Annotated in this window: 28 protein-coding genes; 9 read left to right on the top strand and 19 right to left on the bottom strand. The window is 43.9% G+C overall.

Annotation, left to right across the window (positions count from 1 at the left end):
- The 14 genes from fpoN to BKM01_RS01800 all read right to left on the bottom strand — a co-directional run bounded on the left by fpoN (nt 1) and on the right by BKM01_RS01800 (nt 11071).
- A complete protein-coding gene (gene fpoN / locus BKM01_RS01865) occupies nt 1–1452 on the bottom strand; it encodes a F(420)H(2) dehydrogenase subunit N (RefSeq protein WP_072360373.1) in 1452 nt (483 codons plus the stop codon).
- A gap of 2 nt (nt 1453–1454) precedes the next feature.
- A complete protein-coding gene (gene fpoM / locus BKM01_RS01860; RefSeq protein WP_072360375.1) occupies nt 1455–2942 on the bottom strand; it encodes a F(420)H(2) dehydrogenase subunit M in 1488 nt (495 codons plus the stop codon).
- Entirely contained in the window at nt 2942–4954 is a 2013-nt protein-coding gene (gene fpoL, locus BKM01_RS01855) for a F420H2 dehydrogenase subunit FpoL (protein ID WP_072360377.1), read from the bottom strand. Before fpoL ends, fpoM begins: the two co-directional genes overlap by 1 nt.
- A gap of 4 nt (nt 4955–4958) precedes the next feature.
- On the bottom strand, nt 4959–5261 hold the full coding sequence (gene fpoK / locus BKM01_RS01850) for a F420H2 dehydrogenase subunit FpoK (RefSeq protein WP_072360379.1): 303 nt from the start codon (nt 5259–5261) through the stop codon (nt 4959–4961).
- Nucleotides 5258–5611 (bottom strand): F420H2 dehydrogenase subunit FpoJ, encoded by a 354-nt coding sequence (fpoJ, locus tag BKM01_RS11115; RefSeq protein ID WP_250644926.1) that lies wholly within the window; start codon nt 5609–5611, stop codon nt 5258–5260. The genes fpoK and fpoJ overlap by 4 nt, the downstream gene beginning before the upstream one ends.
- Nucleotides 5601–5873, bottom strand: coding sequence for an NADH-quinone oxidoreductase subunit J (locus BKM01_RS11110; protein ID WP_072360381.1), 273 nt, complete (start codon nt 5871–5873; stop codon nt 5601–5603). The genes fpoJ and BKM01_RS11110 overlap by 11 nt, the downstream gene beginning before the upstream one ends.
- Complete coding sequence (fpoI, locus tag BKM01_RS01835) at nt 5870–6283, bottom strand: F420H2 dehydrogenase subunit FpoI (protein ID WP_013038034.1); 414 nt, start codon at nt 6281–6283, stop codon at nt 5870–5872. Before fpoI ends, BKM01_RS11110 begins: the two co-directional genes overlap by 4 nt.
- A gap of 4 nt (nt 6284–6287) precedes the next feature.
- Nucleotides 6288–7316, bottom strand: a complete 1029-nt coding sequence (gene fpoH, locus BKM01_RS01830; RefSeq protein WP_072360383.1) for a F420H2 dehydrogenase subunit FpoH — start codon at nt 7314–7316, stop codon at nt 6288–6290.
- 4 nt (nt 7317–7320) lie between these two features.
- Nucleotides 7321–8445, bottom strand: coding sequence for a F420H2 dehydrogenase subunit FpoD (gene fpoD / locus BKM01_RS01825; protein ID WP_072360385.1), 1125 nt, complete (start codon nt 8443–8445; stop codon nt 7321–7323).
- A gap of 9 nt (nt 8446–8454) precedes the next feature.
- Nucleotides 8455–8931, bottom strand: coding sequence for a F420H2 dehydrogenase subunit FpoC (gene fpoC / locus BKM01_RS01820; protein WP_072360819.1), 477 nt, complete (start codon nt 8929–8931; stop codon nt 8455–8457).
- A 4-nt stretch (nt 8932–8935) separates the two neighbouring features.
- Entirely contained in the window at nt 8936–9511 is a 576-nt protein-coding gene (locus tag BKM01_RS01815) for an NADH-quinone oxidoreductase subunit B (RefSeq protein ID WP_072360387.1), read from the bottom strand.
- Nucleotides 9496–9819 carry an NADH-quinone oxidoreductase subunit A gene (locus tag BKM01_RS01810; protein WP_394339268.1) on the bottom strand — a complete coding sequence of 108 codons (324 nt, stop codon included), beginning with the start codon at nt 9817–9819 and terminating at the stop codon, nt 9496–9498. Before BKM01_RS01810 ends, BKM01_RS01815 begins: the two co-directional genes overlap by 16 nt.
- 314 nt (nt 9820–10133) lie before the next feature.
- Nucleotides 10134–10640 carry a hypothetical protein gene (locus BKM01_RS01805; protein ID WP_072360390.1) on the bottom strand — a complete coding sequence of 169 codons (507 nt, stop codon included), beginning with the start codon at nt 10638–10640 and terminating at the stop codon, nt 10134–10136.
- Between the two features lie 11 nt (nt 10641–10651).
- Nucleotides 10652–11071: a DUF22 domain-containing protein gene (locus BKM01_RS01800; RefSeq protein WP_072360392.1), complete on the bottom strand. Its 420-nt coding sequence runs from the start codon at nt 11069–11071 to the stop codon at nt 10652–10654.
- Nucleotides 11072–11265: 194 nt separating this feature from the next.
- Between BKM01_RS01800 and BKM01_RS01795 the strand changes: the two genes are divergently transcribed.
- The 3 genes from BKM01_RS01795 (at nt 11266) to BKM01_RS01785 (ending at nt 13831) form a co-directional block, all read left to right on the top strand.
- A complete protein-coding gene (locus BKM01_RS01795; RefSeq protein ID WP_072360394.1) occupies nt 11266–11427 on the top strand; it encodes a 4Fe-4S binding protein in 162 nt (53 codons plus the stop codon).
- Nucleotides 11424–12704: a phytoene desaturase family protein gene (locus tag BKM01_RS01790; protein ID WP_072360396.1), complete on the top strand. Its 1281-nt coding sequence runs from the start codon at nt 11424–11426 to the stop codon at nt 12702–12704. Before BKM01_RS01795 ends, BKM01_RS01790 begins: the two co-directional genes overlap by 4 nt.
- Nucleotides 12705–12850: 146 nt before the next feature.
- Complete coding sequence (locus BKM01_RS01785; protein ID WP_072360398.1) at nt 12851–13831, top strand: bactofilin family protein; 981 nt, start codon at nt 12851–12853, stop codon at nt 13829–13831.
- Between the two features lie 27 nt (nt 13832–13858).
- Here BKM01_RS01785 and BKM01_RS01780 read toward each other — a convergent pair whose 3' ends face one another.
- Both BKM01_RS01780 and BKM01_RS10705 read right to left on the bottom strand, forming a co-directional pair.
- Nucleotides 13859–14410: a Maf family nucleotide pyrophosphatase gene (locus tag BKM01_RS01780; RefSeq protein ID WP_233125691.1), complete on the bottom strand. Its 552-nt coding sequence runs from the start codon at nt 14408–14410 to the stop codon at nt 13859–13861.
- Nucleotides 14411–14418: 8 nt separating this feature from the next.
- Nucleotides 14419–14580 carry a hypothetical protein gene (locus tag BKM01_RS10705; RefSeq protein WP_157769602.1) on the bottom strand — a complete coding sequence of 54 codons (162 nt, stop codon included), beginning with the start codon at nt 14578–14580 and terminating at the stop codon, nt 14419–14421.
- A 102-nt stretch (nt 14581–14682) separates the two neighbouring features.
- Between BKM01_RS10705 and cofG the strand changes: the two genes are divergently transcribed.
- The 4 genes from cofG to cofC are packed head-to-tail and all read left to right on the top strand — an operon-like array spanning nt 14683 to nt 18461.
- Complete coding sequence (gene cofG, locus BKM01_RS01775; RefSeq protein WP_072360400.1) at nt 14683–15666, top strand: 7,8-didemethyl-8-hydroxy-5-deazariboflavin synthase subunit CofG; 984 nt, start codon at nt 14683–14685, stop codon at nt 15664–15666.
- A 13-nt stretch (nt 15667–15679) separates the two neighbouring features.
- A complete protein-coding gene (gene cofH, locus BKM01_RS01770; RefSeq protein ID WP_072360402.1) occupies nt 15680–16768 on the top strand; it encodes a 7,8-didemethyl-8-hydroxy-5-deazariboflavin synthase subunit CofH in 1089 nt (362 codons plus the stop codon).
- On the top strand, nt 16765–17835 hold the full coding sequence (gene cofH / locus BKM01_RS01765) for a 7,8-didemethyl-8-hydroxy-5-deazariboflavin synthase subunit CofH (protein WP_072360404.1): 1071 nt from the start codon (nt 16765–16767) through the stop codon (nt 17833–17835). The genes cofH (BKM01_RS01770) and cofH (BKM01_RS01765) overlap by 4 nt, the downstream gene beginning before the upstream one ends.
- A complete protein-coding gene (cofC, locus tag BKM01_RS01760; RefSeq protein ID WP_072360406.1) occupies nt 17832–18461 on the top strand; it encodes a 2-phospho-L-lactate guanylyltransferase in 630 nt (209 codons plus the stop codon). The genes cofH (BKM01_RS01765) and cofC overlap by 4 nt, the downstream gene beginning before the upstream one ends.
- Here cofC and cutA read toward each other — a convergent pair.
- Complete coding sequence (cutA, locus tag BKM01_RS01755; protein ID WP_072360408.1) at nt 18454–18765, bottom strand: divalent-cation tolerance protein CutA; 312 nt, start codon at nt 18763–18765, stop codon at nt 18454–18456. The genes cofC and cutA overlap by 8 nt on opposite strands.
- Nucleotides 18766–18913: 148 nt before the next feature.
- On the opposite strand from cutA, the gene BKM01_RS01750 reads away from it, so the two are divergent.
- Both BKM01_RS01750 and BKM01_RS01745 read left to right on the top strand, forming a co-directional pair.
- Nucleotides 18914–19087, top strand: a complete 174-nt coding sequence (locus BKM01_RS01750; protein WP_072360410.1) for a 4Fe-4S binding protein — start codon at nt 18914–18916, stop codon at nt 19085–19087.
- Complete coding sequence (locus tag BKM01_RS01745) at nt 19084–20316, top strand: NAD(P)/FAD-dependent oxidoreductase (RefSeq protein ID WP_072360412.1); 1233 nt, start codon at nt 19084–19086, stop codon at nt 20314–20316. Before BKM01_RS01750 ends, BKM01_RS01745 begins: the two co-directional genes overlap by 4 nt.
- 81 nt (nt 20317–20397) lie before the next feature.
- On the opposite strand, the gene trkA is transcribed toward BKM01_RS01745, so the two are convergent.
- Nucleotides 20398–21732, bottom strand: a complete 1335-nt coding sequence (gene trkA, locus BKM01_RS01740) for a Trk system potassium transporter TrkA (protein ID WP_072360414.1) — start codon at nt 21730–21732, stop codon at nt 20398–20400.
- A 92-nt stretch (nt 21733–21824) separates the two neighbouring features.
- Nucleotides 21825–23021: a molecular chaperone DnaJ gene (gene dnaJ, locus BKM01_RS01735; protein ID WP_072360416.1), complete on the bottom strand. Its 1197-nt coding sequence runs from the start codon at nt 23019–23021 to the stop codon at nt 21825–21827.
- Between the last annotated feature and the right edge of the window lie 20 nt (nt 23022–23041).

Genomic DNA, 23041 nt, shown 5'->3' with positions numbered 1-23041 from the left:
TTAGATACCTCCGACAAGTACACTGGCTGCCTGCATTGCAATTTCAACGAATGGCTCTGGCCACAGACCAATAGCCATTACACCCACAAGGGAGATCAGAAGAGCTGCTACATAGGGAACAGGCTCGGATACTTTTTCACCTTCATGGGGCATTGCATACATGTAACGTACAAGCCTTGCATAATAGTACAGGGAAAGTGCACTGTTCAAGATTGCTATTATTGCAAGCCATACCATTCCTGACTGAATAGTCGAGGAGAACAGGATGAACTTACTCATATAACCTGCTGTTGGCGGAATTCCTGCAAGTGCAAGTACAAATACAGTAAGACACAGTGCAGTTATTGGCATTTTCTTACCCAGTCCCTTGAAGTTATCAAGGTGGTCCGGGATTTCCGTATCCCTCTTTTCCTTTATAACCATGTAGACTACAACGGCAGTCGCTATGAAAGCACCGGCTTTCATGAAACCATGGGAAAGGGTATAGAGTATACCTCCGGTCAGTGCCATCGGGGTCAGGACAACAAATGCCATTGAAATGTAGCCTGCCTGTGCAATAGAGGAATATGCGAGCATACGTTTCACACTTCTCTGGGACAGGGCCACGAGGTTACCGTAGGTCATGGTAATTACTGCCAGTATCGCAAATGCCATCCTCCAGTCAGCCTGGATTGCCAGAAGGGCTACTATGAATACCTTGAATGCAGCAACAAATGCCATCTTCTTAGAGCCTGCGGCCAGAAGAGCCGATACAACAGAAGGTGAACCCTGGTAGGTGTCCGGAGCCCACATGTGGAATGGTACAAGAGCAATCTTGAAACCAAAACCTGCTATAAGGAGTACTATTGCAAGTAAACCGATTGCATTGGAGGCCAATACATCCATATTCTGGGCGATGCCCGGAATGGATGTGGTACCAGTTGCACCATAAACAAAGGATATTCCCATAAGCAACAGGGCCGCTGAGAGAGCACCCATAAGCAGGTATTTCATAGATGCTTCGACAGACCGGGGATTCTTCTTCTCAAATCCGGCAAGGGCATAAGTTGCTATACTTGCCAGTTCAAAGGCCACAAAAAGAACCATGAGGTCATTGGCAGATGCCACAAACATCATACCGAAGGTGGCAAACAGCACAAGGGCATAGAAGATTTCCGTGTCTGTATTGTCTTCAGTGTACTTGATAGATGCAATGGACACAATAAGAGCAACCACCAAAAATACCAGTTTAAAGAACTGGGAAAGGGGGTCCACACTCAGAGTATCGGAAAACATCAATGCAGAAGCATTGAAGTTGCCGATCACCATTGCAAGGGCTGCCAGACAGCCTGCTGTTGCAATATAGCCAAGTACGTTTTTGGATGACGAACCCATGAAAATACCAATCGTGAGTACGATCAATCCAGTCAATGCAACTATAATCTCAGGTGCAAGTAACATCAAATCTACCATTCTTACACCCCCATTGCAGCCATAAGGCTGACTATTTCATTCGAACCTGTAATCATCATATCCAGCACCGGACTTGGGTTCAATCCAAAGTACAGTACCAGCAGGGCTATAACTGCCATGGAGAAGGTCTGTACGTTGGACAGGTCTAAGACCTCTCCAATCTTTCCATTATAGACTCCAAACATAGTTCTTTGCATTGCCCAGAGATGGTAACCAGCAGTTATGACTACACCAAACAGTGCGAGTATTACAAATGTTGGCACATTCACGTAACTGAAAGTGAAAACCATGAATTCGGCGATGAAACCGGTCAAACCTGGCAATCCGAGAGATGCCATGAAAGCCAGCATCATTATAACCGCCAGTTTGGGCATTTTGGTAGCAAGGCCTCCCAGGTCATTGATGATCCTGGTACCGGTAGATGCCTGAATCACTCCTACGGACATGAACATGATACTCATGATCAAACCGTGGGAGAATTGCTGGAACATTGCTCCTGAAATGGACAGTGCAACAAGACCTGCAGCTCCCAGGGCCACAAATCCCATGTGGCTTACACTGGAATAAGCAACCATTCTCTTTAGATCCTTCTGTGACAGTGCCAGGAATGCACCATACACAATACTTACAGAACCAAGCAATCCCAAGATTGTAATCATCATATCCGGGGTTCCTGTAGCAGGAAGCATTGGCAGGATAACACGGAAGATTCCGTAGCCTGCGATCTTGAGCAGGATGAATAGTACACTGCCAGCAGTCGGTGCCTCTGCATAAGCATCAGGCAACCAGGAATGGAATGGTACTATTGGAAGTTTCACCAGGAAACCGAAGAGAAGTGCAAGGAATATTGCATCTCTGGCAATACCTGACCCGATCATCGGGAACTGGCTCATAAGATGAGCAATACCCATATTTGCCACACCTGTCTGGTCCCAGGCAGCAAAGTAAAGTCCAAAGATACCCAGAAGCATCACCAGGGAAGCCACGTGGGTGTAAATAAAGAATTTGATTGAAGCATGTCTCTTATTCGGACCGCCCCATATGTTCACCATGAAGAACAGCGGGATCAGTGTAAGTTCCCAGAATACATAGAAGAGGAAGAAATCCAGGGAAACGAATACACCGATAACTGCTCCCTGCATTGCCAGGATCAGACCATAGAACCTGTTGGGAGTTGATCTGACATCATCCCAGGTGAACAGTATTAGCAGTGGGATTACGATTGCATTGAGCAATATAAGGGGCATTGAGACGCCATCGACACCAAGATGGTAGTTTATACCAAGACTTGGAATCCAGCTTGCCAATTCCTCAAACTGCATCGCAGCTGATGAACTGTCGAAGCTGAAATACATGTAAAGGGTCAATATCAGGGTGATAAGTGTACCCATAAGGGCCACCACACGAGCTTGTTCCCTTTTCTTAGTAAGGAATGCAAATGCTGAGAACAATAGAGGAATCAGCACTATGAGTGATAATACCGGCAACATTAGAAGACCTCCATGACTAGCTTGATCAATATTACCAGGAGACTTACTCCCGTAATGACAGCCACCGAGTAGTGCTGTATAACTCCTGTCTGTATCTTCCTGAAGGAATCCCCTGCCTCTATTGTCAGGTAACTTATTACGTTGACAATACCGTCAATAAACCTGTCTATGTGATAACCTGCCATAGCAAGACCTTCATAGACAAACTTGACAGCAAAGAGCTGGGTGAATATCTCATTCTGATAGTAGCGGTTGTAGAGGAGTTTGTAAACAACATTATCTTTTGAAACAAACCTGCTCATGTCTATTGCTTTCTGATAGTAGATCACAAAGGCGATCAACAGACCGATGATTGCAACGATAACAGGCATCCACAGGATGAGCAGTGGCTCGTGGCCTGCATGATGGGCAAGTTCATAGTTACCCACCTCTGCCAGAGCAGGGATATCCATGTTAACAAAATTGTTCACAAAAGTACCGCTTACGAACTTGTTAAATGGCTCAACAACGATAGCTCCGAAAATCAGGGCAAGTATACCCAGTATGGAAAGCGGAACTGTCATTGATGCAGGAGATTCATGTCCACCGTAATTGGTCCTGGGTTTTCCGGCAAATGTCATGAACAGCAACCTGAATATGTAGAGTGAAGTAAGCAGTGCTGCCACGATTGCAAAGAGGTATGGGAACCAGTTTCCTGCATGCTCCCCGAAGAGATACGCATTTTCAATTATTGGATCTTTACTGAAGAAACCAGTACTTCCTATAGAGGTTCCGGGTATACCAAAGCCCGCAAGGGCAAGAGATGCAGCTACCATTGTTGCTGCTGTTATCGGCATGACCTTTGCCACACCACCGAGTTCCCTCATATCATGGGTTCCCACAGCATGGATCACACTACCGGCACAAAGGAAAAGAAGTGCCTTGAAGAATGCGTGGCTGACAAGGTGGAATATAGATACACCGACTGCTTCTGCACCGATGACTGCTCCCATCCCCAATCCCAGCATCATGTAACCAAGCTGACTGATGGTAGAATAAGCAAGTACCCGTTTCAGATCATTCATCACAATTCCCATTGTTGCGGCAAACAGTGCAGTGAAAGCGCCCACATATGCCACTATTATGAGAGATTGTGGTGCAGCGATGAACATGGGGAAAGTTCTTGCAACCAGATAGACACCGGCTGTAACCATTGTTGCAGCATGGATAAGAGCCGAAACTGTTGTTGGGCCTTCCATTGCATCAGGCAGCCACACATGTAGCGGGAACTGACCGGATTTACCAACGGCACCTCCGAAGAACAGAAGGGTGATTATAGTCAGATGGCTGACCTCAAATCCCAGGAAAGTTGCATTCATAGCAGCTATTTCGGGGATGTATGAGAAGATCTCATCGAAGCGGAGCAGGTAGACACCTTCGGGAATACTGCCGTTTACCAGTTTGAAAAGGTCGGCAAACAGGACAATAATACCTGCAAGGAACATGACATCTCCAATCCTCGTGGTGAGGAAAGCCTTCTTTGCCGCTGAAGCAGCGCTGGGCTTCTGGTACCAGAAACCGATCAACAGATAAGAACACAGACCCACAAGTTCCCAGCTTATGAATAACTGGAGAATGTTGTCGGACAATATCAAACTCAACATAGACGCAGTGAAAAGAGAGGTCTCTGCAAAGTATCTTGATTTGGCCGGGTCATGTGACATGTAGCCTACTGAATAGATGTGAATAAGCAGACTTACAAAGGTCACCATTGTGAGCATTACCGCTGCAAGCGGATCTATCAGGATACCCAGATTAAGAATTGCAAACCAGTGATAGGACTGGCTAATTACCTGATCAGGGTTCTGCAGCAATCCTATAGTGATCAATAGAGAGATCAAAAAGGATGCTGCTATTGCGAATATCGGGATTAATGCTCCGCCATATGGGGTTTTCTTACCTACAAAGAAGGTAATTACAAAGGCGAGTGCGGGTAAAAGTGGTATTAAAAACGCTAAATTATCATAAGCCATATCATTACCACCTCAACAAGTTAAGCTCGTCAAGATTGATAGCATCCCGCATCCTGTAAATGGACATCATGATTGCGAAACCTATTGCTGCTTCTGCTGCTGCCAGTGCTATCGAGAAGAGAGCAAATACCTGACCGCTCATGTCGTCATTGTAACTGGAAAAAGCTACAAGATTAATGTTTGCTGCATTTAGCATAAGTTCCACACACATCAGGATACGAATACCGTTTTTCTGTGAAATGAAACCATAGAGACCTATGGAAAAAATTATTGCAGAAAGTGCAAGATACCAATTAAGGGGAATCATTGGTTATCCTCTCCTTTTGCCATGTAAATAGCACCCATGAGTGAAGACAGCAGTACAATTGAAAGAATTTCGAATGGTACTACAAACTCAGTGAATATCAGGGTACCTATGGCTTTAATATTACTCTGGTCTTCCAGATTCTGTGGGAGCTGGTCAACTGTTGTCCAGGACGTCCCGTAAAGGGATACGAGGACCACCGCAAGGAACAAACCTACAATTGCCGCCCTTGCAAATGCCCTTCCAATTACTTCCAGTGGAGGGATTTCCATGTGTGCAAGACGGATAAGGAACCTGCGGGGATTGAACTCGTGTACAAACGAATCCCAGATATCTGGCTTATCAGTTGCCATTATCATCACTTCCCATTGTATTCTTTGTAAGCATCACTGCAAAGAGGATCAGCACACCGATTGCGCCCACATAGACCAGGATCTGTACGACACCCAAAAACTGGGCATTCAGCGTGATAAACAGGCCTGCCACTGTAAACATCGAAAAGATGAGTGCAAGTGCGGCTCTTACTATATCCTTAGCCAACACTGCTGCCAGGGAAAAGAAAATTACCACGGCTGCTAATATGAAAAAGACTAAAGCTTCTCCTATTCCAATCATTGTTCAGCCTCCGGTGCGTCAATAGGTTCTTCCCTTGCCAGTTGGTCTGGTGTAAAGAGAAGATCCTCATGTTTCCACGTGATTATACCATCTGTATAAATCTTTGAACTTGAGAGGGCATCCTGCGGACACTGGTCAATACACAGACCACAAAACAGGCAGTGGCCCACATCTATTTCGGGGAACCACCGGGTCTTGGTACTATCTTTACTTACCCTGGCCCTCACAATCTTGATTGCGCAGTTGGGACAGGTATTTGCACATATTCCACACCCGATGCATTTACTTTTATCAAGTTTTTGCAGCCCTCTGAACCTTTCAGGCAATTCCGAGCGTATTTCAGGATACATTCTGGTAACACGGGGCTTTCGGATGTTCTTTAAAGCTCTTGTGATATTTTTCAGAACCATCTAATCACGCTCCCAGATACAAACCTAATGCAATGGCCCATCCAAGGTTCAACAGGGAGAGGGGCAGGAGTTTCTTCCAGCTAAGATCAACCACCTGGTCGATCCTGAACCTCGGAACAGCCCAACGCATCATTATAATAAACATCATAACGATCGTTGCCTTGGCTATGAGGAACAGTGTTGGAAGGATTATTCCAAGTACAATATTATCAGTTACAAATCCCGGAAGGTTCCATCCACCCAGGAAAAGCAGTGAAATCAGGAATGAACCGAGAATCAAATGGAAGTATTCTGCGAAGAATCCCAGACCGAATCTCATGCCACTGTATTCAGTAAAAACACCAGCCTGAAGTTCTTCTTCAGCCTCATTCTGGTCGAAAGGAAGACGACCCATATCAGCCATCATAGCAATGAAGAATACTATGAAACCAATAGGTTGCAGGAATGCATACCATATGGGACTCTGGGCATGGACGATCTCAACCACATCAAGAGAGCCTGCCATCACGGCAACACTTACGATGGTGATTCCCAGAGGAATCTCATAGCCGATCATTCTTGCAAAGTTACGGAAAGTACCCATCATTGCATACTTGTTATTCTGTCCGTATCCGAGTACAAATATACCGATAACGGCAATAGCAGAAACGGCTTCAATGTAGAGAATACTTATGTCCATCTGGGTTGCTGCCAATACATATTCGACACCGTTTATGTAAACAGCCCCGAAGGGAATAGCAACAAGCATCAAAAAGACCGACATCATAATTACTATCGGTGCACCTATATACAGAATCTTGTCCACTCTGGCAGGAATAATATCTTCTTTTGTAAACAATTTGATTGCATCCGCAACAAGCTGCAGCAGACCCATCGGACCTACCCTGTTGGGACCATATCTTTCCTGTATATCACCGGCAAGTTTACGTTCAATCCAGATAGCGGCCATTCCGGCTCCAAAAAGAGCTCCTATTAGCGCAAGACCAACGATTGCTTTTACCCATGGAAAAATGTTTGCTGGAATATCGAACATATTTTCACCTATCCGCCTCACTGGTACATGCGTCCATACTTCCCGCAATCGCTACAACATCTGCAAGCTGGGTGCCTTTTATAAGAGGTGGCAGTGCCTGCATTGTAGGGTATACGGGACCTCTGATCTTTACACGATATGGCTTGTCTGAACCGTCGGAAACCATATAGAATCCCATTTCTCCTCTTGGATCCTCAACCCTGTGGAAAACCTCGCCCTCAGGAACCCTCATGACAGGGGACCTGCGATCATACGGGAGGTTTTCCGGGAATAGTGGACCGGAAGGTATCTGGTCAAGAGCCTGCTCGATAATATACATACTTTCGTATATTTCTGCGATACGCACCCAGATACGTGCGTCAATATCTCCTGCAGTTTCGGTACAAACCTTGAAGTCAAAATCATCATAAACAAGATAAGGATCATCTTTCCTTATATCAAAAGCAACACCTGTTGCACGCAGTGGCGGACCGGAAACTCCCAGGTCGCTGGCTATATCAGGAGTAAGGACACCGACTCCTACAGTACGTTCCCTGTAGATCATATCGGTTTTCATCAACTCGCCCCATTCCTCAACACCTTTTCTGACGTACTCGAATGTTTCCTTGCATTTTGCCTCGAAACCTTCCGGCAGATCGTCACGTACACCACCAAAACGAAGGTATGAGTGCGTAATCCTTGCACCGGTGGTCATTTCAAGAAGTTCCAGTACTTTTTCCCTTACAGCTATCGGGTACATGAACATTGAGACAAATCCAAGGAAAGAAGCATATTCCGCATATCCAAGCAGGTGACTCTGTATCCTGGAAAGTTCTTCAACTATAACCCTGATATACTGTGACCTTTCAGTTGGTTCAATGCCTACAAGTTTTTCTACGCTGCCCACGAATGCTTCCTCATTGGAAAGGGCTGCAAGGTAACATGCCCTGTCAACCACAGGAATGCCTTGAAGATAGGTCTTGCTTTCCAGTATTTTTTCAATGCCCTTATGGATGAAACCAATCTCGACCTCAGAGTCCTGCACAGTCTCACCTTTCACTTTGACATTCAGTCTGAAAGGTCCGGGTTGTGCAACATGCTGAGGACCCAGGTGGATAAGCATCTCATCAGGACCAACATTAGTATCCATATTTATCACTCACACCAGGTTTTTAGCAGTATTTTGGGGGAATCCTTCGTAATCCTTACGTAGAGGCCAGTCTCCCAACAATTCGTCCGGAAGGACAAGGTTTCTCAGGTCCGGATGATTCTTGTACTGTACACCAAATAACTCATAGGTTTCCCTTTCATACCAGTTAGCATTCCAGTAAACCGGTACAACAGATTCAATCTGCGGTTTATCCCTGGGAAGTTTGGCTTTCAATGTCAGCACTACCGGATGATCATAAGAACCTATGTGATACACAACATCAATTTCGTTTTTCTGAATCAAATCTACCGCTGTTTCAGAACAAAGGTGTCCAAACTGGAGTTCATCTTTTAGATACTGGCATATTTCCACAATATTATCAGCATCAGCATATGCAGAAATGCGTCTTTCAGACTCGGTGTTTGTATCTGAGATTGCTTCCGGGAACTTACTAGTCAGTGAATCAATAATCTTTTCCGCATCCATGATATCACCTATCATATCCTGAACCCTTGTCTTCCCTGGCTTCAATCTTTTTCTGGATTTCAAGGAAGCCCTGAATTAATGCTTCAGGTCTGGGAGGACAGCCGGGGATGAAAACATCAACCGGGAATATCTCATCTATATTCTGTACGGTACTGTAGGACTCGTAAAAGGGACCGCCACTTATAGAACAGTCACCCATGCAGATTACCCATTTAGGAGAAGGCATCTGATCATATAATTTCTTGAGAGCGGGAAGATATTTCTTTGTAACATACCCACTGATTATCATAACATCTGCCTGTCTGGGAGAGTTCCTGGGAATGATACCAAAACGATCGGTATCCATAGGAGACATACCTGTTACAATAATCTCTACACCACAGCATCCCATTGCCTGGGCCATAAACCATAAAGAGTTCTTACGACCCCAGTTTATAAAGTCCTGAGCTTTGGTCTTCTGGAGGAATTTATTTATTTCCTTTGAAGTGGTGGTTACCACACCGGGAATATTTTCTTCTTCTGCACCCTGTTCTTTAGCAACGGGCTGTTCATAGGATTTTTCTTTTAATTCTTCATCCATTTAAGGGCCCCCTTCTTCCATAAGAATGCATAACCGAACAGGAGAACAAAAATGAACACAAGCATTTCGACTACCGCTACCGTCGTATCTACTCCTGTATTACCTCTGTATATCATAGCCCACGGGTAAAGGAAGAGGACTTCGATATCAAACAACACGAATGCGATCGCATAGAGATAGTATTCCACACTAAACTGGATACGTGCAGGGCCGGTAGGAACCGAACCAGACTCATAAGTGGAATATTTCTCCGCGCCTTTGCTCCTTGGACTGAGCAATTTTACGATCAGCATCGTCATTGGAGGCATCAGTAGTGAGACGACAAGAAACACCGCAACCGGGATGTAACTATATACGATATTACTATCTGACATATAACTCACCTGATTATGAATATCAAATAAATGTGAACCAATTGACTTTATGTAACGTCACTGCATTTGTATAATAAATGGTCCACTGGATTTTATTTTGAATCTTCTAATGAATCATCACATAAAAACATATTGGATTTATCACGCTTTATAATCAAAAGTTGATTTAAAAAAAGGCATTACACAAGACGTGAGAAATACAAAATACAAATATGGCTGAAATTAAAAAATAGTAGGGAATGTATATATCAAAGAGTTTTTGGAGCGAAGTATTTCTTAATCAGCTCACCACATTCCGAACAGGAAATAACAATCCAATCCCCTACTTCCTCTTTTGAATACCTGTCAAAGATAGAAGCGCCACAAGAAGGACATACATAATATTTCTTAAAATAATAATGATAAAACGCCGGGTTGTCTTCCAGCCATTTTACAACAGTCTGCATTCTTTCAAAATATCGCTGCTTTGAAGGGACTTCCACTTTTTCAATCGCATCCGAAGCTTTTTCGGAAATATGTCTTTCATATTTTTTCGAACGGGATGTGATTTTCTTGTAATCAGAAATGTATTTTGAGGTACTGTTCAAATAACTGAAATACGTTTCATGTGACTGGGGTTTGGAGCAATTACAAATTGTACGGAGGAAAAATTCCCCCATCACATCTTCCATAACATCAGCACAGGTAGTACAGATATTGTAATTACCATACTGTTTATAATCCTGAGCCTCACCACAGATCAAACAGGTTTCCATCCCAATACCCCTCAATCAACTTCAGTAGGAGTCATGGCTTCCCTGGTAAACATTATCGGGAAAACATTCAGGACGCCGAGAAGGTCCCCTTCCCTGATTTTTCCATTTGTCTGGCCGAAGACATATGCATACCTGACAGTACGCTCTTTATCCACAGGACATGCCCCCTCAGTAGAAGCAATCTTGAGAACAGAAGCAACCGCATGATAAGTAAAAGCGCATGGCATTGCAAGAGTATCTGGATCAAGGGTGATTTCCCTTACAGGAATCTTTTTGTATTCTCCTGCCCTGATTTCCAGATCGTTATCCGCAATCACCATTTCCCATCTTGCACGAGTTGCGATAGTAAATTCATAGGGCGCTGCCTTTACCTTTTTTGAAACAATTTCACCCTTTTTCCGGGATACTACCTGTATTATCTCTGCAGACATCCAATCACCATTTAAGAATATATGAACAAGGAGATATATAACTATCACCATTGATAATTAACAATGGGTCGCTTCCACAATTACTACCTTTAAAGTAACGAAAACTAAATATTAATAAATTGTGTATTCATCTCAATTCCAATCCATATCAGAATTCAAAACATATTACACCTACCAGAATAGCGGAGAATCATATGCGAGTCAATGAAAAATGTGTCGGATGCGGACAATGTACCGCTTTCTGCAAACAGGATGCCATTGTAGTCAAAGGAAATGCATATATTACTGACAAATGTACCAACTGCGGCGTATGTGCATTCTACTGTCCCCTTAAGGCTATCGAGGCTGAAAAATGAAAATCAATGTAATCGGAGCAGGTCTCGGAGGTCTTTTAAGCGCGGCTTCACTCGCAGTCGAAGGACATGAAATAGAAGTTTTTGAAAGATTACCCATTACAGGAGGGCGGTTTACAAACATCGAATATCACGGTTTCAGCCTGTCTACGGGAGCATTGCACATGATACCTCATGGTTCTACAGGTCCTCTGGGCAACCTGCTCAGGAAAATAGGTGCAGACGTGGAAATCGTACCCTGTGAACCTATGGCCATGATCCGTATACCCGCAAATGGTTCAAATAATTATAAATCCGGATTTAAAGATATATCTTTCAATCAATATGGTTCACAATTCTCCATGTGGAACAGGCTCAAACTTGCAATTCTTCTAGTTACCACCAGAAGGTGGCCTCCTAAAAATATTTCTTTTGAAAACTGGATTCGTAAATACCTGAATGAAGATAGCGCACACAAAACCGCCAACTCATTCTGCGGTTGGGCACTGAGCCTGACAAACAGAGATGTACCTGCAGAGGAAGCTTTTGAAATATTTGAGAATCTCTACCGCTATGGAGGAACAGGAATCCCGATGGGTGGATGTAAAGGAGTTACGGATGCTCTTGTAGAAATAATTCGTTCAAATGGCGGAAAAATTCATAAAAGTACCGAAGTGAGTCAGATAATTGTGGAAAACAATACAGCCCGGGGATTAATAGCAGATGGAAAAAAACATTACTCCGATGTTATAATAAGCAATATTGGCCACCCATTTACAAGAGATCTTTATGACTCAGGTACCATTAATAATGCTTATGAAGAAAAAATAGACAATGCCAAACCGTCTGCAGGAATTAAGATATGCCTGGCCTCAGAGGAGCCTTTGATCGGCCACAACGGCATTCTCCTGACACCTTACTGCCGCCGGGTCAATGGAATCAATGAAGTGACCAACACAGACCCCAACCTTGCTCCTGCAGAGAAACATCTGGTAATGGCACACCAAAGTGTCCAGCAGGAAAAAATCGATAAGCTTGAAGAGGAGATTGAAATTGGCCTGCAGGATCTCAAGGAAGTCTTCCCCAATAAAAAATACGAAGTAATCCTCACCCAGTCATATTATGACGGCTGGCCCGTAAACCGGGCATCCTCCGGATCGGATATAGGCAATACCACGCCCATCAATAGCCTTTACGTCGTTGGGGACGGGGCAAAGGGAAAAGGAGGCATCGAAGTAGAAGGCGTTGCCCTGGGTGTTATGAACACGCTGGATATCATAAAGCAACAGCATCGGGAATGACCGGTGTTCCTTAAATACCTCTTCAACCAATTCATTACGGGGGATATACTATACAAATCAGAAATTTTGCTATCCTGTTACTGGTAGGTGTACTGTTAAACATCCAACCTGTTTTTGCCTTCACCTCATATGATGGTGGAGAGGATATGGAAATCTTACAACAGATCGATGATGATGTTTATGCTGCAGGAGGCAATCTGCAGATCAACAGTGACATAAACGGTGATCTGATCGTTACCGGAGGTACCATTACCGTCAACGGAGATATTGCCGGAGATCTGATAGCTGCGGGCGGTACAATAACAATACAAGGAAACATAGCCGATGATGCCAGGATAGCAGCCGGGACACTGAAAATATCAGGAAGTATCGGAGACGATGTAATTGCAGGCTGCAGCCAATTCATCCTGGAAGAAAATGCAACAATTGGAGGAGATCTGGCAGCCAGCACAAATCAGGCATACCTCTACGGAGATATTGCGGGCAATGTGTCAGGAAACTTCGGGAATATAATACTTGGCGGGAATGTCGCAGGGGAACTGGATGTTGATACCGATAAAATACAAACCCTTTCTGATGCCACTATTCAAGGGGAAAGAATTACCTCTAAAGAAACGCAACCGGGTATAACAGAATCCGATGAAAATGGATATGGATTCATGGATATTGTATTCTGGTTATTGCGTTACATAATGTTACTGTTAACCGGCTGGATAATTCTCTACCTGGCAACAAATAGCATAGAGGATATGACCTTTCATCTCACGGATAAACCAATTCACAAGACTATAGCCGGCCTTTTATCATTGCTGGGAATCCTCATGGGATCAATTATACTTGCAGTAACAGTGGTTGGAATCCCCCTAGCATTGATACTGTTATTGATAATGATTTTTTTGCTCTACTGTGCAAGGATAATAGCCGGCTTATGGCTGGGAAAAAAACTATTCGGATTGCTAGGCAGGACTACTACAAGATGGCGGGAGATGGCAGCTGGCATATTCATACTACTGCTACTGGGGAGCATCCCATACATCGGCTGGATGGTCTATGTGGTCACCACCCTCCTGTCAACAGGTGCAATCTACTACCTATTAAAGGAAAAGGTCAGAAATCGGCCTGCATGAGTTAAAATACATCTACACCTACCTTTTTTAACATCTGCGAAAGCTTGAAAAGAGGAAGGCCGACCACATTAAAAAAATCCCTTCCACTTTTTCCACAAGCACAGCACCAAGTCCCTGTATGGCAAAGGCCCCTGCTTTACCCATTGGTTCACCGGTTTTCACATAAGCTGCAATATCTTGCCGAGAGAGGTTCGCCATCCTAACTTGAGTAGATATTATATCAGTATCCTCAATCCCTTTTACCGGATAAATAACTACAATTCCGGTTAAAACTTCCACAGTTCTGCCACTTATCATCTCCAACATAGATATGGCGTCTTCTTTATCTGAAGGCTTGCCGAGAAGTTTTCCGCCGCATGATACAACCGTGTCAGCTGCGATTATCACAGAATCCGGATATTTTGTCGTAACATCACGACCTTTTCCCAGAGCGTGCTGAAGTACCTGGGAAGGAGGGTCCAACTCCTCATCCATGAGCTCATTGTAAGCAGAAGGGACCATCTCAAAGCTATCCCCAATGAGCTGTGTCAGCAATTCCCTGCGCCGGGGAGATGTAGAAGCCAGAATTATCCTGCGCATCGCCAGCCTCAATTTTGCTTATAAATAAACCGTCTCTTTGCATAGCCTTTATAGCCACAGACAATGTAAATGCAATCCACTTTCACAAAGTCTTCACAAGAGCGACACGCAGAATAAAGAACATTCTTCCTGCCCGCCCGAGGACATTTTTCAATCAGTGCTTCAAGCAATTGTATGGACCTCCCTGAAAAGAAATGTACGTCCCATAATATAAACCCGTATTTGTGTTGCATTAATCTTATGTAGGATATATATCATTTCATTCTCCATTCATGCCAGAGTATGCCACATTCGCACGTAATGTATTCATTCCTGTCACAAACATCTGCAGGAACAACTGCCATTACTGTACCTTCCGTCGTGAGCCATCCCATCCTGATGCACAACTGATGGGTGAAAAAGAGATAGGTGATATTCTAAGCCACGGAAAAAAGGCGGGTTGTACGGAAGCCCTGTTCGTGTTCGGAGAGTATGCCGAGGAAGTGCCCGAATACATGGAGTGGCTGGAAAGTAGAGGCTATTCTTCAACTGTGGATTATGTCTATAAATTGTGTGAAATGGCAATTGGAAAAGGACTGTTGCCCCATACAAACGCCGGGATACTGACCTATGAAGAAATGGAGGTCCTTAAACCTGTAAATGCAAGTATGGGCCTCATGCTCGAAACCACTGCACGATTACCTGCCCATGAACTGTCGCCGGGTAAAGAACCCAAAATCCGTCTTCGCATGATAGAAGATGCAGGTAAACTACATATCCCGTTCACAACAGGCATCCTTGTAGGTATCGGAGAAACCCGCGAAAATCGTATCTATTCCCTCGAAACCATTGCAGAGATACAGCTCAAATATGGCCATATCCAGGAAGTAATTATCCAGAATTTCATGCCCAAGCCTGGCACCAGGATGGAAAGCATCAAGCCACCATCAAAAGAAGAGATGCTCGATACTGTACAGCTTGCAAGGAGTATTCTGCCTGCAGATGTAGAAGTGCAGGTAGCCCCAAACCTTATTGATCCTTACCTGCTGATTAAAGCAGGTGCCAAAGATTTGGGAGGAATATCCCCCACAACGATTGACTGGATTAATCCCGAAGCTGAATGGCCGGATGTTGAAAAATTGAAAACTATGGCAAGAGATATCCCATTAAAGGAAAGATTACCAATCTACCCGCAATACATAAGAAGTGGATGGTATAGTAAGCAACTTGATGGATTAATAAATTCCCTTGCAAATTCCGAAGGTTATCGAAAATAACAGAAGGATTCCTATGAAAACCACGATACCTGATGATATCATACAGCAGGCATATGAGGGAAAAGTTACAAAAGAAAATGCCCTCAAATTGCTGGAAGTTCCCCCTTTACAACTATTTTCCCTTGCTGACAGATTACGCAAGCAAGCCGTCGGCGATGATGTGACATATGTTGTCAACAGAAATATCAATTTCACAGACCAATGCATCGGAAACTGCGGTTTCTGTGCTTTCAAGCACCAGGAAAATTACCTTCTGGAAAAATCGGATATACTCAAAAAAACAAAAGAAGCTGTTGAGTTGGGTGCTACAGAAGTCTGTATCCAGGGCGGATTACTTGAAGATGCAAACCTGGAATTTTACCAGAATATTCTTAGTTCCATCAAAGCTAATTATCCCGACATACATATTCACGCCTATTCCCCGATGGAAATTTTCCACCTTGCAAAGAAAAACGGACTTTCTATCGAATCCACAATAAAAAGGCTCAAAAACAGTGGCCTTGAAACTATGCCCGGTACTGCTGCAGAGATCCTTTCAGACAGGGTACGCGAAATAATATGTCCCGGCAAACTGAACACCCTTCAGTGGGAAAATGTAATCACTACAGCCCACAGGCTTGGAATTGCCACTACTGCGACCATGATGTACGGGCATGTGGAAACAAAGGAAGAAAGGATAGATCACATACTGAAAATAAGGGAGATCCAGCAAAAAACCGCTGGTTTTACCGAATTTGTACTTTTGCCGTTCATGCCCTATAACAATCCTATCGGCAAAAAGATGATAAAAGAAGGCAAGTATGCCACCGGCGGCATAGAGGATTTACAGTTTTATGCGCTCTCCCGGATCCTCCTGCATACCCACATCCCCAATATACAGGCAAGCTGGGTCAAACTCGGAAAGAAACTTGCACAAGTAGCTCTTGTCTCTGGTGCCAACGATGTTGGGGGGACATTGATGGAAGAGAAAATCTCCAGCTCTGCAGGTGCAAAAAACGGGGAAAGTATGGAAGTTTCCGAAATAAAATGGTTGATCCGAACGGCCGGCCGCAAACCTGTGCAAAGGAATACTCTCTATGAAAGCATTGAGGCAGGGAAATGATTCCTGAAGATATTGAAAATCGGGCTAGAAACGGATTGGCCACCAGGGAAGATGCCCTGAAACTTCTCAAAGAAAACCCTTTTGAACTTTTTGACATGGCAGACCGGCTGCGCAGGGAATCAGTCGGTGACGATGTAACCTATGTTGTGAATCGCAATGTATACATCACCAATATGTGCAGGGGGAAATGTAATTTCTGTTCATACAACCAGCCTGACGGTTACATACTGACAATACCGGAAATCCTGGAAAAGGTGGAAACAGCATATGTTGCAGGCGCCACCGAGATTTGCATACAGGGAGGTTTTCTTCCTGAACTCAAACTTGATTTTTACCTTGAGATCGTACGAGCGATCAAGGAAAAATATCCAGATATAAGCATTCATGGATATTCTCCCATGGAGATCAACCACGCTGCCAGAGTTGATGGTATTTCTCTGGAAGAGGCATTCACAAAATTGCTGGAAGCCGGATTGGGGACCCTTACAGGCACCTCTGCGGAAATCCTCTGCCAAAGAGTGCGAAATATAATTTGTCCTGAAAAGATTACTACAGAAGAATGGATTGATACAATTAAATCAGCACATAATGCAGGTCTGGTCACAAATTCAACCATTATGTATGGCCATGTGGAGACCTGGAAGGAGCGAATCGACCACCTCCTTATACTCAGGGATATCCAGCAAAAAACGGGCAAATTCACAGAACTTGTCCCCCTTCCATTTCTGCCCTACAATAACAGGGTGGGTAAAAAAATGATTAAAGAAGGGAGATATGGCCCGGGTGGAATAGAAGACCTGAAATTCTATGCCATTGCACGCGTTCTCCTCAGTAAACATATACCGAATATACAGGCCAGCTGGGTAAAACTTGGAAACAAGCTTGCACAGGTAGCCCTGAATTGTGGTGCCAACGACCTGGGTGGTACACTTATGGAAGACCAGATCACCGTTGCATCCGGGGGAAAGAATGGTGAATACCTGCACCCCGAAGAGATGCAATGGATCATCAGAGGAATCGGACGCAGGCCTGTCAGACGAGATACACATTACAGGGAATGTAAATGAGAGCAGTAATACCCTACAAAAAGGAAAATGCCAAATCCAGGCTTTCAACTGTTATGACAAAGGAGCAGAGGGAAACCTTTGTCGAAAAGATGCTTCTGGATGTTGTTGCAACTTTAAGGAAGGGTGGGATTCTGAATATAGATATAATCACCCCCAAAGCCTGTGACGTGAAAAAGGAAGTGAAAGCAAATATAATTGAGGATGACACGGACCTCAACGATTGTTTGAATAAATATCTCTCTCAAAAGGAAGAGCCGATACTGATCATTATGGCGGATCTGCCCCTTGTGAAATTCATTCATATAAAAGATATAGTAGCGAGTAAAGCGGATGTGACTATTGTACCGGGCAAAGGAGGCGGCACAAATATACTGTTCATCCGCAAACCTGAGAATTTCAGGGTCAAATACTACGGTTCAAGTTTTGAGAATCACTGCATGATTGCCGCACAACAAAAACTCTCTATTCGGGTATATGATTCATTCCTTGCAAGTACGGATATTGATGAACCACAGGATATTACAGAACTCCTATTACATGGACAGGGAATTGCAAAGGATTATGCCGAAAAAAGATTCGGTAAAAAGGAAGGTAAAGGAAGGGTGAAAATAAGCCCCTTTAATTAGATACCGATGTCCTGATCCATTCCAAAAATTCAGTATCTGCCTCAATATCCCATGAAACAATTGCAGGTAACTCATAACTGTGTATGCTGCGCACAAGCTCTCGTACAGGTTCAAAATTGTTCTTGGTCGTTTTGGCAAAAAGGACGACTTCATCGTCCTCGTTTACTTCTCCCTTCCACATAAAAACCGATCTTATAGGATACATATTCACGCAGGCGACAAGACCTCTGGAAACTAACTCGGATGCTATATTGCGTGCCTCAACTGTACCTGAAGTTGTGATATAAACAATAATAAATTCCATAATAAATGATAACATGCAATAATTTATAAATCTCCTGCATATATGATACTTGAAAAGGTAAAATGTAATAATTTTAAACCTTTACTGACAAAACATATATCTTTACATGTGTTATTAAGGTAAATTCATATCTTATTTCGGTGATTGGATGAGTATTAAGATAAATCGATACAAGTGCGGATACTGTGGTGCATGTGTGGGTGTATGCCCCAGCGGAGCCCTCGAGCTTGTAGAAACATGGGTGGAAGCTAATGATTGCTGCACAAGTTGTGGTCTCTGTGCCAAAATCTGCCCTGTAGGAGCTATTGAGGTGAATAAATGAAAGAAATGTATGACTTAATAGTCGTAGGTGGTGGACCCGGGGGAGCGATCGCCGCAAAAAATGCTGCAGAACTCGGACTTGATGTACTCCTTATCGAAAAAAGGCAGGAAATAGGAGACCCTGTGCGATGTGCAGAGGGAGTTTCTAAAATCTGCCTCAGTGACCACATTGAACCTGATCCACGATGGATATGTGCAGATCTTACAGGCTCCCGCATATATTCCCCTGACGGCACAATGGTTGAAATGAGTGAAGAAATGTCCGGAGGAGAGGTAGGTTACGTCCTTGAGAGAAAAGTTTTCGACCGTGCCCTTGTGGACCAGTGTGCCAGGGCAGGTGCAGAAGTTAGGGTCAAGACACGGGCAACCGGGCTTATAATGGAAAAAGGTGTTGTATGCGGAATTTATGCAATGTACCTGGGCGAGGAATACGAAATACGCTCAAAGATCGTGATCGGCGCTGACGGTATGGAATCAAAGGTAGGCAGATGGGCCGGGATCGATACCTCCCTGAAACCAACCGATATGGAAACCTGCGTACAATATCTTGTTACTAATATTGATATTGATCCACAATTCTGTGATTTTTATCTCGGAAACGAAATTGCACCAGCAGGCTACCTCTGGGTATTCCCGAAAGGTGAAAATATGGCAAACATAGGCGTTGGTATTCTGGGAAGTAAATCAGGTGACCACAGAGCCATCGACTATCTTGATAAATTTATGAGAGATGTTTACCCAGAGGGGAGGATCATCGAAATGGTCTATGGAGGAGTTCCCGTTAGTGGCCCCATCGAAAAAACAGTTAGTGATGGGTTAATCCTCGTAGGTGATGCTGCACGCCAATCAGATCCAATTACAGGAGGAGGTATAATCAATGCCATGGAAGCTGGAAAGATTGCTGCAGAAGTTGCTGCGGATGCCATTAAAAAAGGAGATTACACCACAGATACCCTGAACGAATATGAAACTCTCTGGAGATCCACCATCGGAAAGGAAATCGAATATAGCCTGGTAGTAAAAGAGACATTTATCAAATTTACAGACAAGGACCTCAATCACCTTGCACAATCCCTGTCCAATGTTAATTTTTATAGCCTGAGTCTTAAAGACCTGCTTTATGCCCTATTCAAAGCAAACAAGAAACTATTATGGGACCTGAGGGGTCTTTTCAGAGATGTGGTTAACAACAACTTTGAATTCAAATATAAAAAGAATCAGTTTGACTGATTTTTTTTATATTTCCAGAATTCAGGAGTTTTCGGCTTCTCTATCCTCAAGTCACCGGCTATGGACACCAGAAATTTACCCTTACTTGAACAGTTTTTCTACGGCCTGATGTGCCGTGGGCAGGGAAAATACAAGCAGGTGGTCTCCCTCCCTTATCCTGTAGTTACCCCGGGGAATAATAGTAACTCCTCCATGCACTACCATGCTTACAAGTGAATCATCCGGGAAATTAACATCTTTTAGAAGCTTTCCTGTCACTCTTGATTTGCGAGATACGGTATATTCGATAATTTCTGCCTTTTCACCTTCAATGGTCGTCAGGGCTTCGATGCCCGTTCCCATAGTAAGTTTGAGTACTTCATTAACCGTGGCTTCCCTGGGACTGACAGCACGGTCTACACCTACCATTTCGAAAAGTGGCACGTAATCAAAGTGATCAGCTCTGACAATTACCTTCTTTGCCCCCAGCTGTTTGGCCATTAGCGAACACAATAAATTCTTTTCATCACTGTCTGTGACAGAGATAACTACGTCCATCTCACCGACACCTTCTTCCTTTAGAAGATTCAGATCGGAACCGTCCCCACGCAAAACAAGTGCCTTTTGAAGATTATCGGCTACCATTTCAGACCTTTGGCGACCCTTTTCAATAATCTTTACATTCAAACGGGTATTTTCAAGTAGCTGTGCCAGGTAAAACCCGACTACACCCCCTCCGATTATCATCACACGGCTGCGTGATTTATTGATCTCGCCAAAAAAGGAAGAAATATCCTTCATTGCTTCTGTTTTACCAATAATTACGATGTGGTCGCCGGCCTGAATAATATCTTCACCATGAGGAATGATCAGTTGCGAACCTCTGAAAAGAGCACTTACGATACAGCAATCGAGCAAATCTACGTCTCGAAGATGTTTGCCTGCAATATTACTATTGTCCTTTACAACAAACTCCATCATTTTTACTTTTCCATCTGCAAAGGATTCAGAATCGATAGCAGAAGGAATTGATAAAATGTCAGCAACTTCAGATGCAAGGGCAAGTTCAGGACATACCATTACATCAATACCAACCTGTGTACGTTTGGCTACCGGCCTATCTATATAATCAGGATTACTGACCCTTGCCATGGTCTTGAAGTTCTTATTGGACTGTTTTATCAATTTAGCAGCCATGCATGAAACTATGTTTACTTCATCATCACCGGTTACAGCCACAAGCAGATCTGCACCGATCAAAACTTTTTCAAGAATTGCAGCATTTGCTCCGTTGCCCCGAATAACCTGAACATCGAATTCATCGACTCTCAGGCAAGCATCTTCATCTTCATCAATGATAACAAGATCATTTTCCAGGTACAGTGATTTAGCTATATGATACCCAACTTCACCTGCACCTATGACAATGATTTTCATAAAGGCACCTCTATCCAATTAACATACATTAATAAACTGGATTGAGCGATAATATATGCTATTGTTGTTAAAGCTTACTGAAAAAAGAAAAATCAGGCAGTAGAATCGCCCGGAGAGTCATCAGGAGAGATTACAGATTCAAAAGCATTTTTGAATTTATCAAAAACACCACCTTTACCTGAGCCGGCGGATCCTCCACCCAGACTGTCAAATTCCTTGAGGAGCTTTTTCTGTTCCTCATTGAGCTTTGTAGGGGTCTGTACGATAACTTTTACGAGCTGGTCCCCCTGTCCATGCCCATGCAGATGCGGCATCCCCTTGCCTTTAAGACGCAATACTGAATGGGTCTGGGTGCCGGGTTTTATATTCATCTTTACATCCCCGTAAAGAGTGGGAACCTGTATACTGTCACCCAGAGCAGCCTGTGCAAATGAGATGGGAATTTCACATACTATGTCGTCACCCATTCTTTCAAAGAGTTCATGAGGCTTAACATGAAGTACAATGTAAAGATCCCCCGGCGGAGCACCTGGACTTCCGGCTTCTCCTTCTCCAGTCATTTTCAAACGCAGACCGGTTTCCACACCTTTGGGAATAGTTACCTCAATGGTCTTTGTCTTTCTGACTTTGCCGGTACCATTACAGGTTTCACAGGGTGATTCAATTATCTGTCCCCTGCCGTGACATTTGTCACAGGTAGTGGCTGTCATAAAATTACCAAGGGGAGTACGACGGGCATGGGTTACCTGTCCACTGCCACCGCAGTTAGAACATTTGACTGGTTCTGTACCGGGTTTGGCCCCTGTTCCACCACAGGTGTCACAATTATGTGCCCGTGGAACATCGATGTTAACCTTGTCTCCGAATGCAGCCTGTTTGAGGGTAATATCCATGTCATATCTCAGGTCAGAACCTCTCTGTGGGCCCCGGCGTGAACTGCGTGAGCCGCCGAATCCGCCAAAGCCACCAAAACCACCGAATCCGCCGCCAAAGATATGCTCGAGGATATCCTCGAAACCTCCGAAATCGGCTGTACGGAATATATCTTCTTCCGAATACTGATTATCAATTCCCGCGTGTCCGAAGCGATCATATTGTGCTCTCTTTTCCTCATCAGAAAGGACGGCATAGGCTTCGGATATCTCCTTGAACTTTTCCTCAGCATCCGGTTCCTTATTTTTGTCCGGATGGTATTTCATTGCAAGCTTTCGATAAGCTTTCTTTATATCGCTGGCTGATGCGTCCTTGGAAATACCCAGTATTTCGTAGTAATCACGCTTTGTAGACATGGGAAAACCTGTAAAGATGT

Source organism: Methanohalophilus portucalensis, assembly GCF_002761295.1.
Lineage (GTDB): Archaea > Halobacteriota > Methanosarcinia > Methanosarcinales > Methanosarcinaceae > Methanohalophilus > Methanohalophilus portucalensis.
Note: the sequence above shows the minus strand (reverse complement) of the source record. Positions and strands in the feature narration are given on the sequence as shown.

What these genes read in the sequence shown, in the direction of transcription:
- fpoD (WP_072360385.1), bottom strand. Translation starts at nt 8,445, where the DNA reads ATGGATACTAATGTTGGTCCTGATGAGATGCTTATCCACCTGGGTCCT.
- BKM01_RS01805 (WP_072360390.1), bottom strand. Translation starts at nt 10,640, where the DNA reads ATGGAAACCTGTTTGATCTGTGGTGAGGCTCAGGATTATAAACAGTAT.
- BKM01_RS01780 (WP_233125691.1), bottom strand. Translation starts at nt 14,410, where the DNA reads ATGCGCAGGATAATTCTGGCTTCTACATCTCCCCGGCGCAGGGAATTG.
- BKM01_RS01745 (WP_072360412.1), top strand. Translation starts at nt 19,084, where the DNA reads ATGAAAGAAATGTATGACTTAATAGTCGTAGGTGGTGGACCCGGGGGA.
- cofC (WP_072360406.1), top strand. Translation starts at nt 17,832, where the DNA reads ATGAGAGCAGTAATACCCTACAAAAAGGAAAATGCCAAATCCAGGCTT.
- BKM01_RS01790 (WP_072360396.1), top strand. Translation starts at nt 11,424, where the DNA reads ATGAAAATCAATGTAATCGGAGCAGGTCTCGGAGGTCTTTTAAGCGCG.
- cofH (WP_072360402.1), top strand. Translation starts at nt 15,680, where the DNA reads ATGAAAACCACGATACCTGATGATATCATACAGCAGGCATATGAGGGA.
- BKM01_RS11110 (WP_072360381.1), bottom strand. Translation starts at nt 5,873, where the DNA reads ATGATTGGAATAGGAGAAGCTTTAGTCTTTTTCATATTAGCAGCCGTG.
- cofG (WP_072360400.1), top strand. Translation starts at nt 14,683, where the DNA reads ATGCCAGAGTATGCCACATTCGCACGTAATGTATTCATTCCTGTCACA.
- fpoH (WP_072360383.1), bottom strand. Translation starts at nt 7,316, where the DNA reads ATGTTCGATATTCCAGCAAACATTTTTCCATGGGTAAAAGCAATCGTT.
- fpoK (WP_072360379.1), bottom strand. Translation starts at nt 5,261, where the DNA reads ATGATTCCCCTTAATTGGTATCTTGCACTTTCTGCAATAATTTTTTCC.
- trkA (WP_072360414.1), bottom strand. Translation starts at nt 21,732, where the DNA reads ATGAAAATCATTGTCATAGGTGCAGGTGAAGTTGGGTATCATATAGCT.
- fpoJ (WP_250644926.1), bottom strand. Translation starts at nt 5,611, where the DNA reads ATGGCAACTGATAAGCCAGATATCTGGGATTCGTTTGTACACGAGTTC.
- BKM01_RS01795 (WP_072360394.1), top strand. Translation starts at nt 11,266, where the DNA reads ATGCGAGTCAATGAAAAATGTGTCGGATGCGGACAATGTACCGCTTTC.
- fpoM (WP_072360375.1), bottom strand. Translation starts at nt 2,942, where the DNA reads ATGTTGCCGGTATTATCACTCATAGTGCTGATTCCTCTATTGTTCTCA.
- cofH (WP_072360404.1), top strand. Translation starts at nt 16,765, where the DNA reads ATGATTCCTGAAGATATTGAAAATCGGGCTAGAAACGGATTGGCCACC.
- fpoL (WP_072360377.1), bottom strand. Translation starts at nt 4,954, where the DNA reads ATGGCTTATGATAATTTAGCGTTTTTAATACCACTTTTACCCGCACTC.
- BKM01_RS01815 (WP_072360387.1), bottom strand. Translation starts at nt 9,511, where the DNA reads ATGGATGAAGAATTAAAAGAAAAATCCTATGAACAGCCCGTTGCTAAA.
- BKM01_RS01750 (WP_072360410.1), top strand. Translation starts at nt 18,914, where the DNA reads ATGAGTATTAAGATAAATCGATACAAGTGCGGATACTGTGGTGCATGT.
- BKM01_RS01785 (WP_072360398.1), top strand. Translation starts at nt 12,851, where the DNA reads ATGGAAATCTTACAACAGATCGATGATGATGTTTATGCTGCAGGAGGC.
- fpoI (WP_013038034.1), bottom strand. Translation starts at nt 6,283, where the DNA reads ATGGTTCTGAAAAATATCACAAGAGCTTTAAAGAACATCCGAAAGCCC.
- fpoC (WP_072360819.1), bottom strand. Translation starts at nt 8,931, where the DNA reads ATGGATGCGGAAAAGATTATTGATTCACTGACTAGTAAGTTCCCGGAA.
- fpoN (WP_072360373.1), bottom strand. Translation starts at nt 1,452, where the DNA reads ATGGTAGATTTGATGTTACTTGCACCTGAGATTATAGTTGCATTGACT.
- BKM01_RS01800 (WP_072360392.1), bottom strand. Translation starts at nt 11,071, where the DNA reads ATGTCTGCAGAGATAATACAGGTAGTATCCCGGAAAAAGGGTGAAATT.
- dnaJ (WP_072360416.1), bottom strand. Translation starts at nt 23,021, where the DNA reads ATGTCTACAAAGCGTGATTACTACGAAATACTGGGTATTTCCAAGGAC.
- cutA (WP_072360408.1), bottom strand. Translation starts at nt 18,765, where the DNA reads ATGGAATTTATTATTGTTTATATCACAACTTCAGGTACAGTTGAGGCA.
- BKM01_RS01810 (WP_394339268.1), bottom strand. Translation starts at nt 9,819, where the DNA reads ATGCCTCCAATGACGATGCTGATCGTAAAATTGCTCAGTCCAAGGAGC.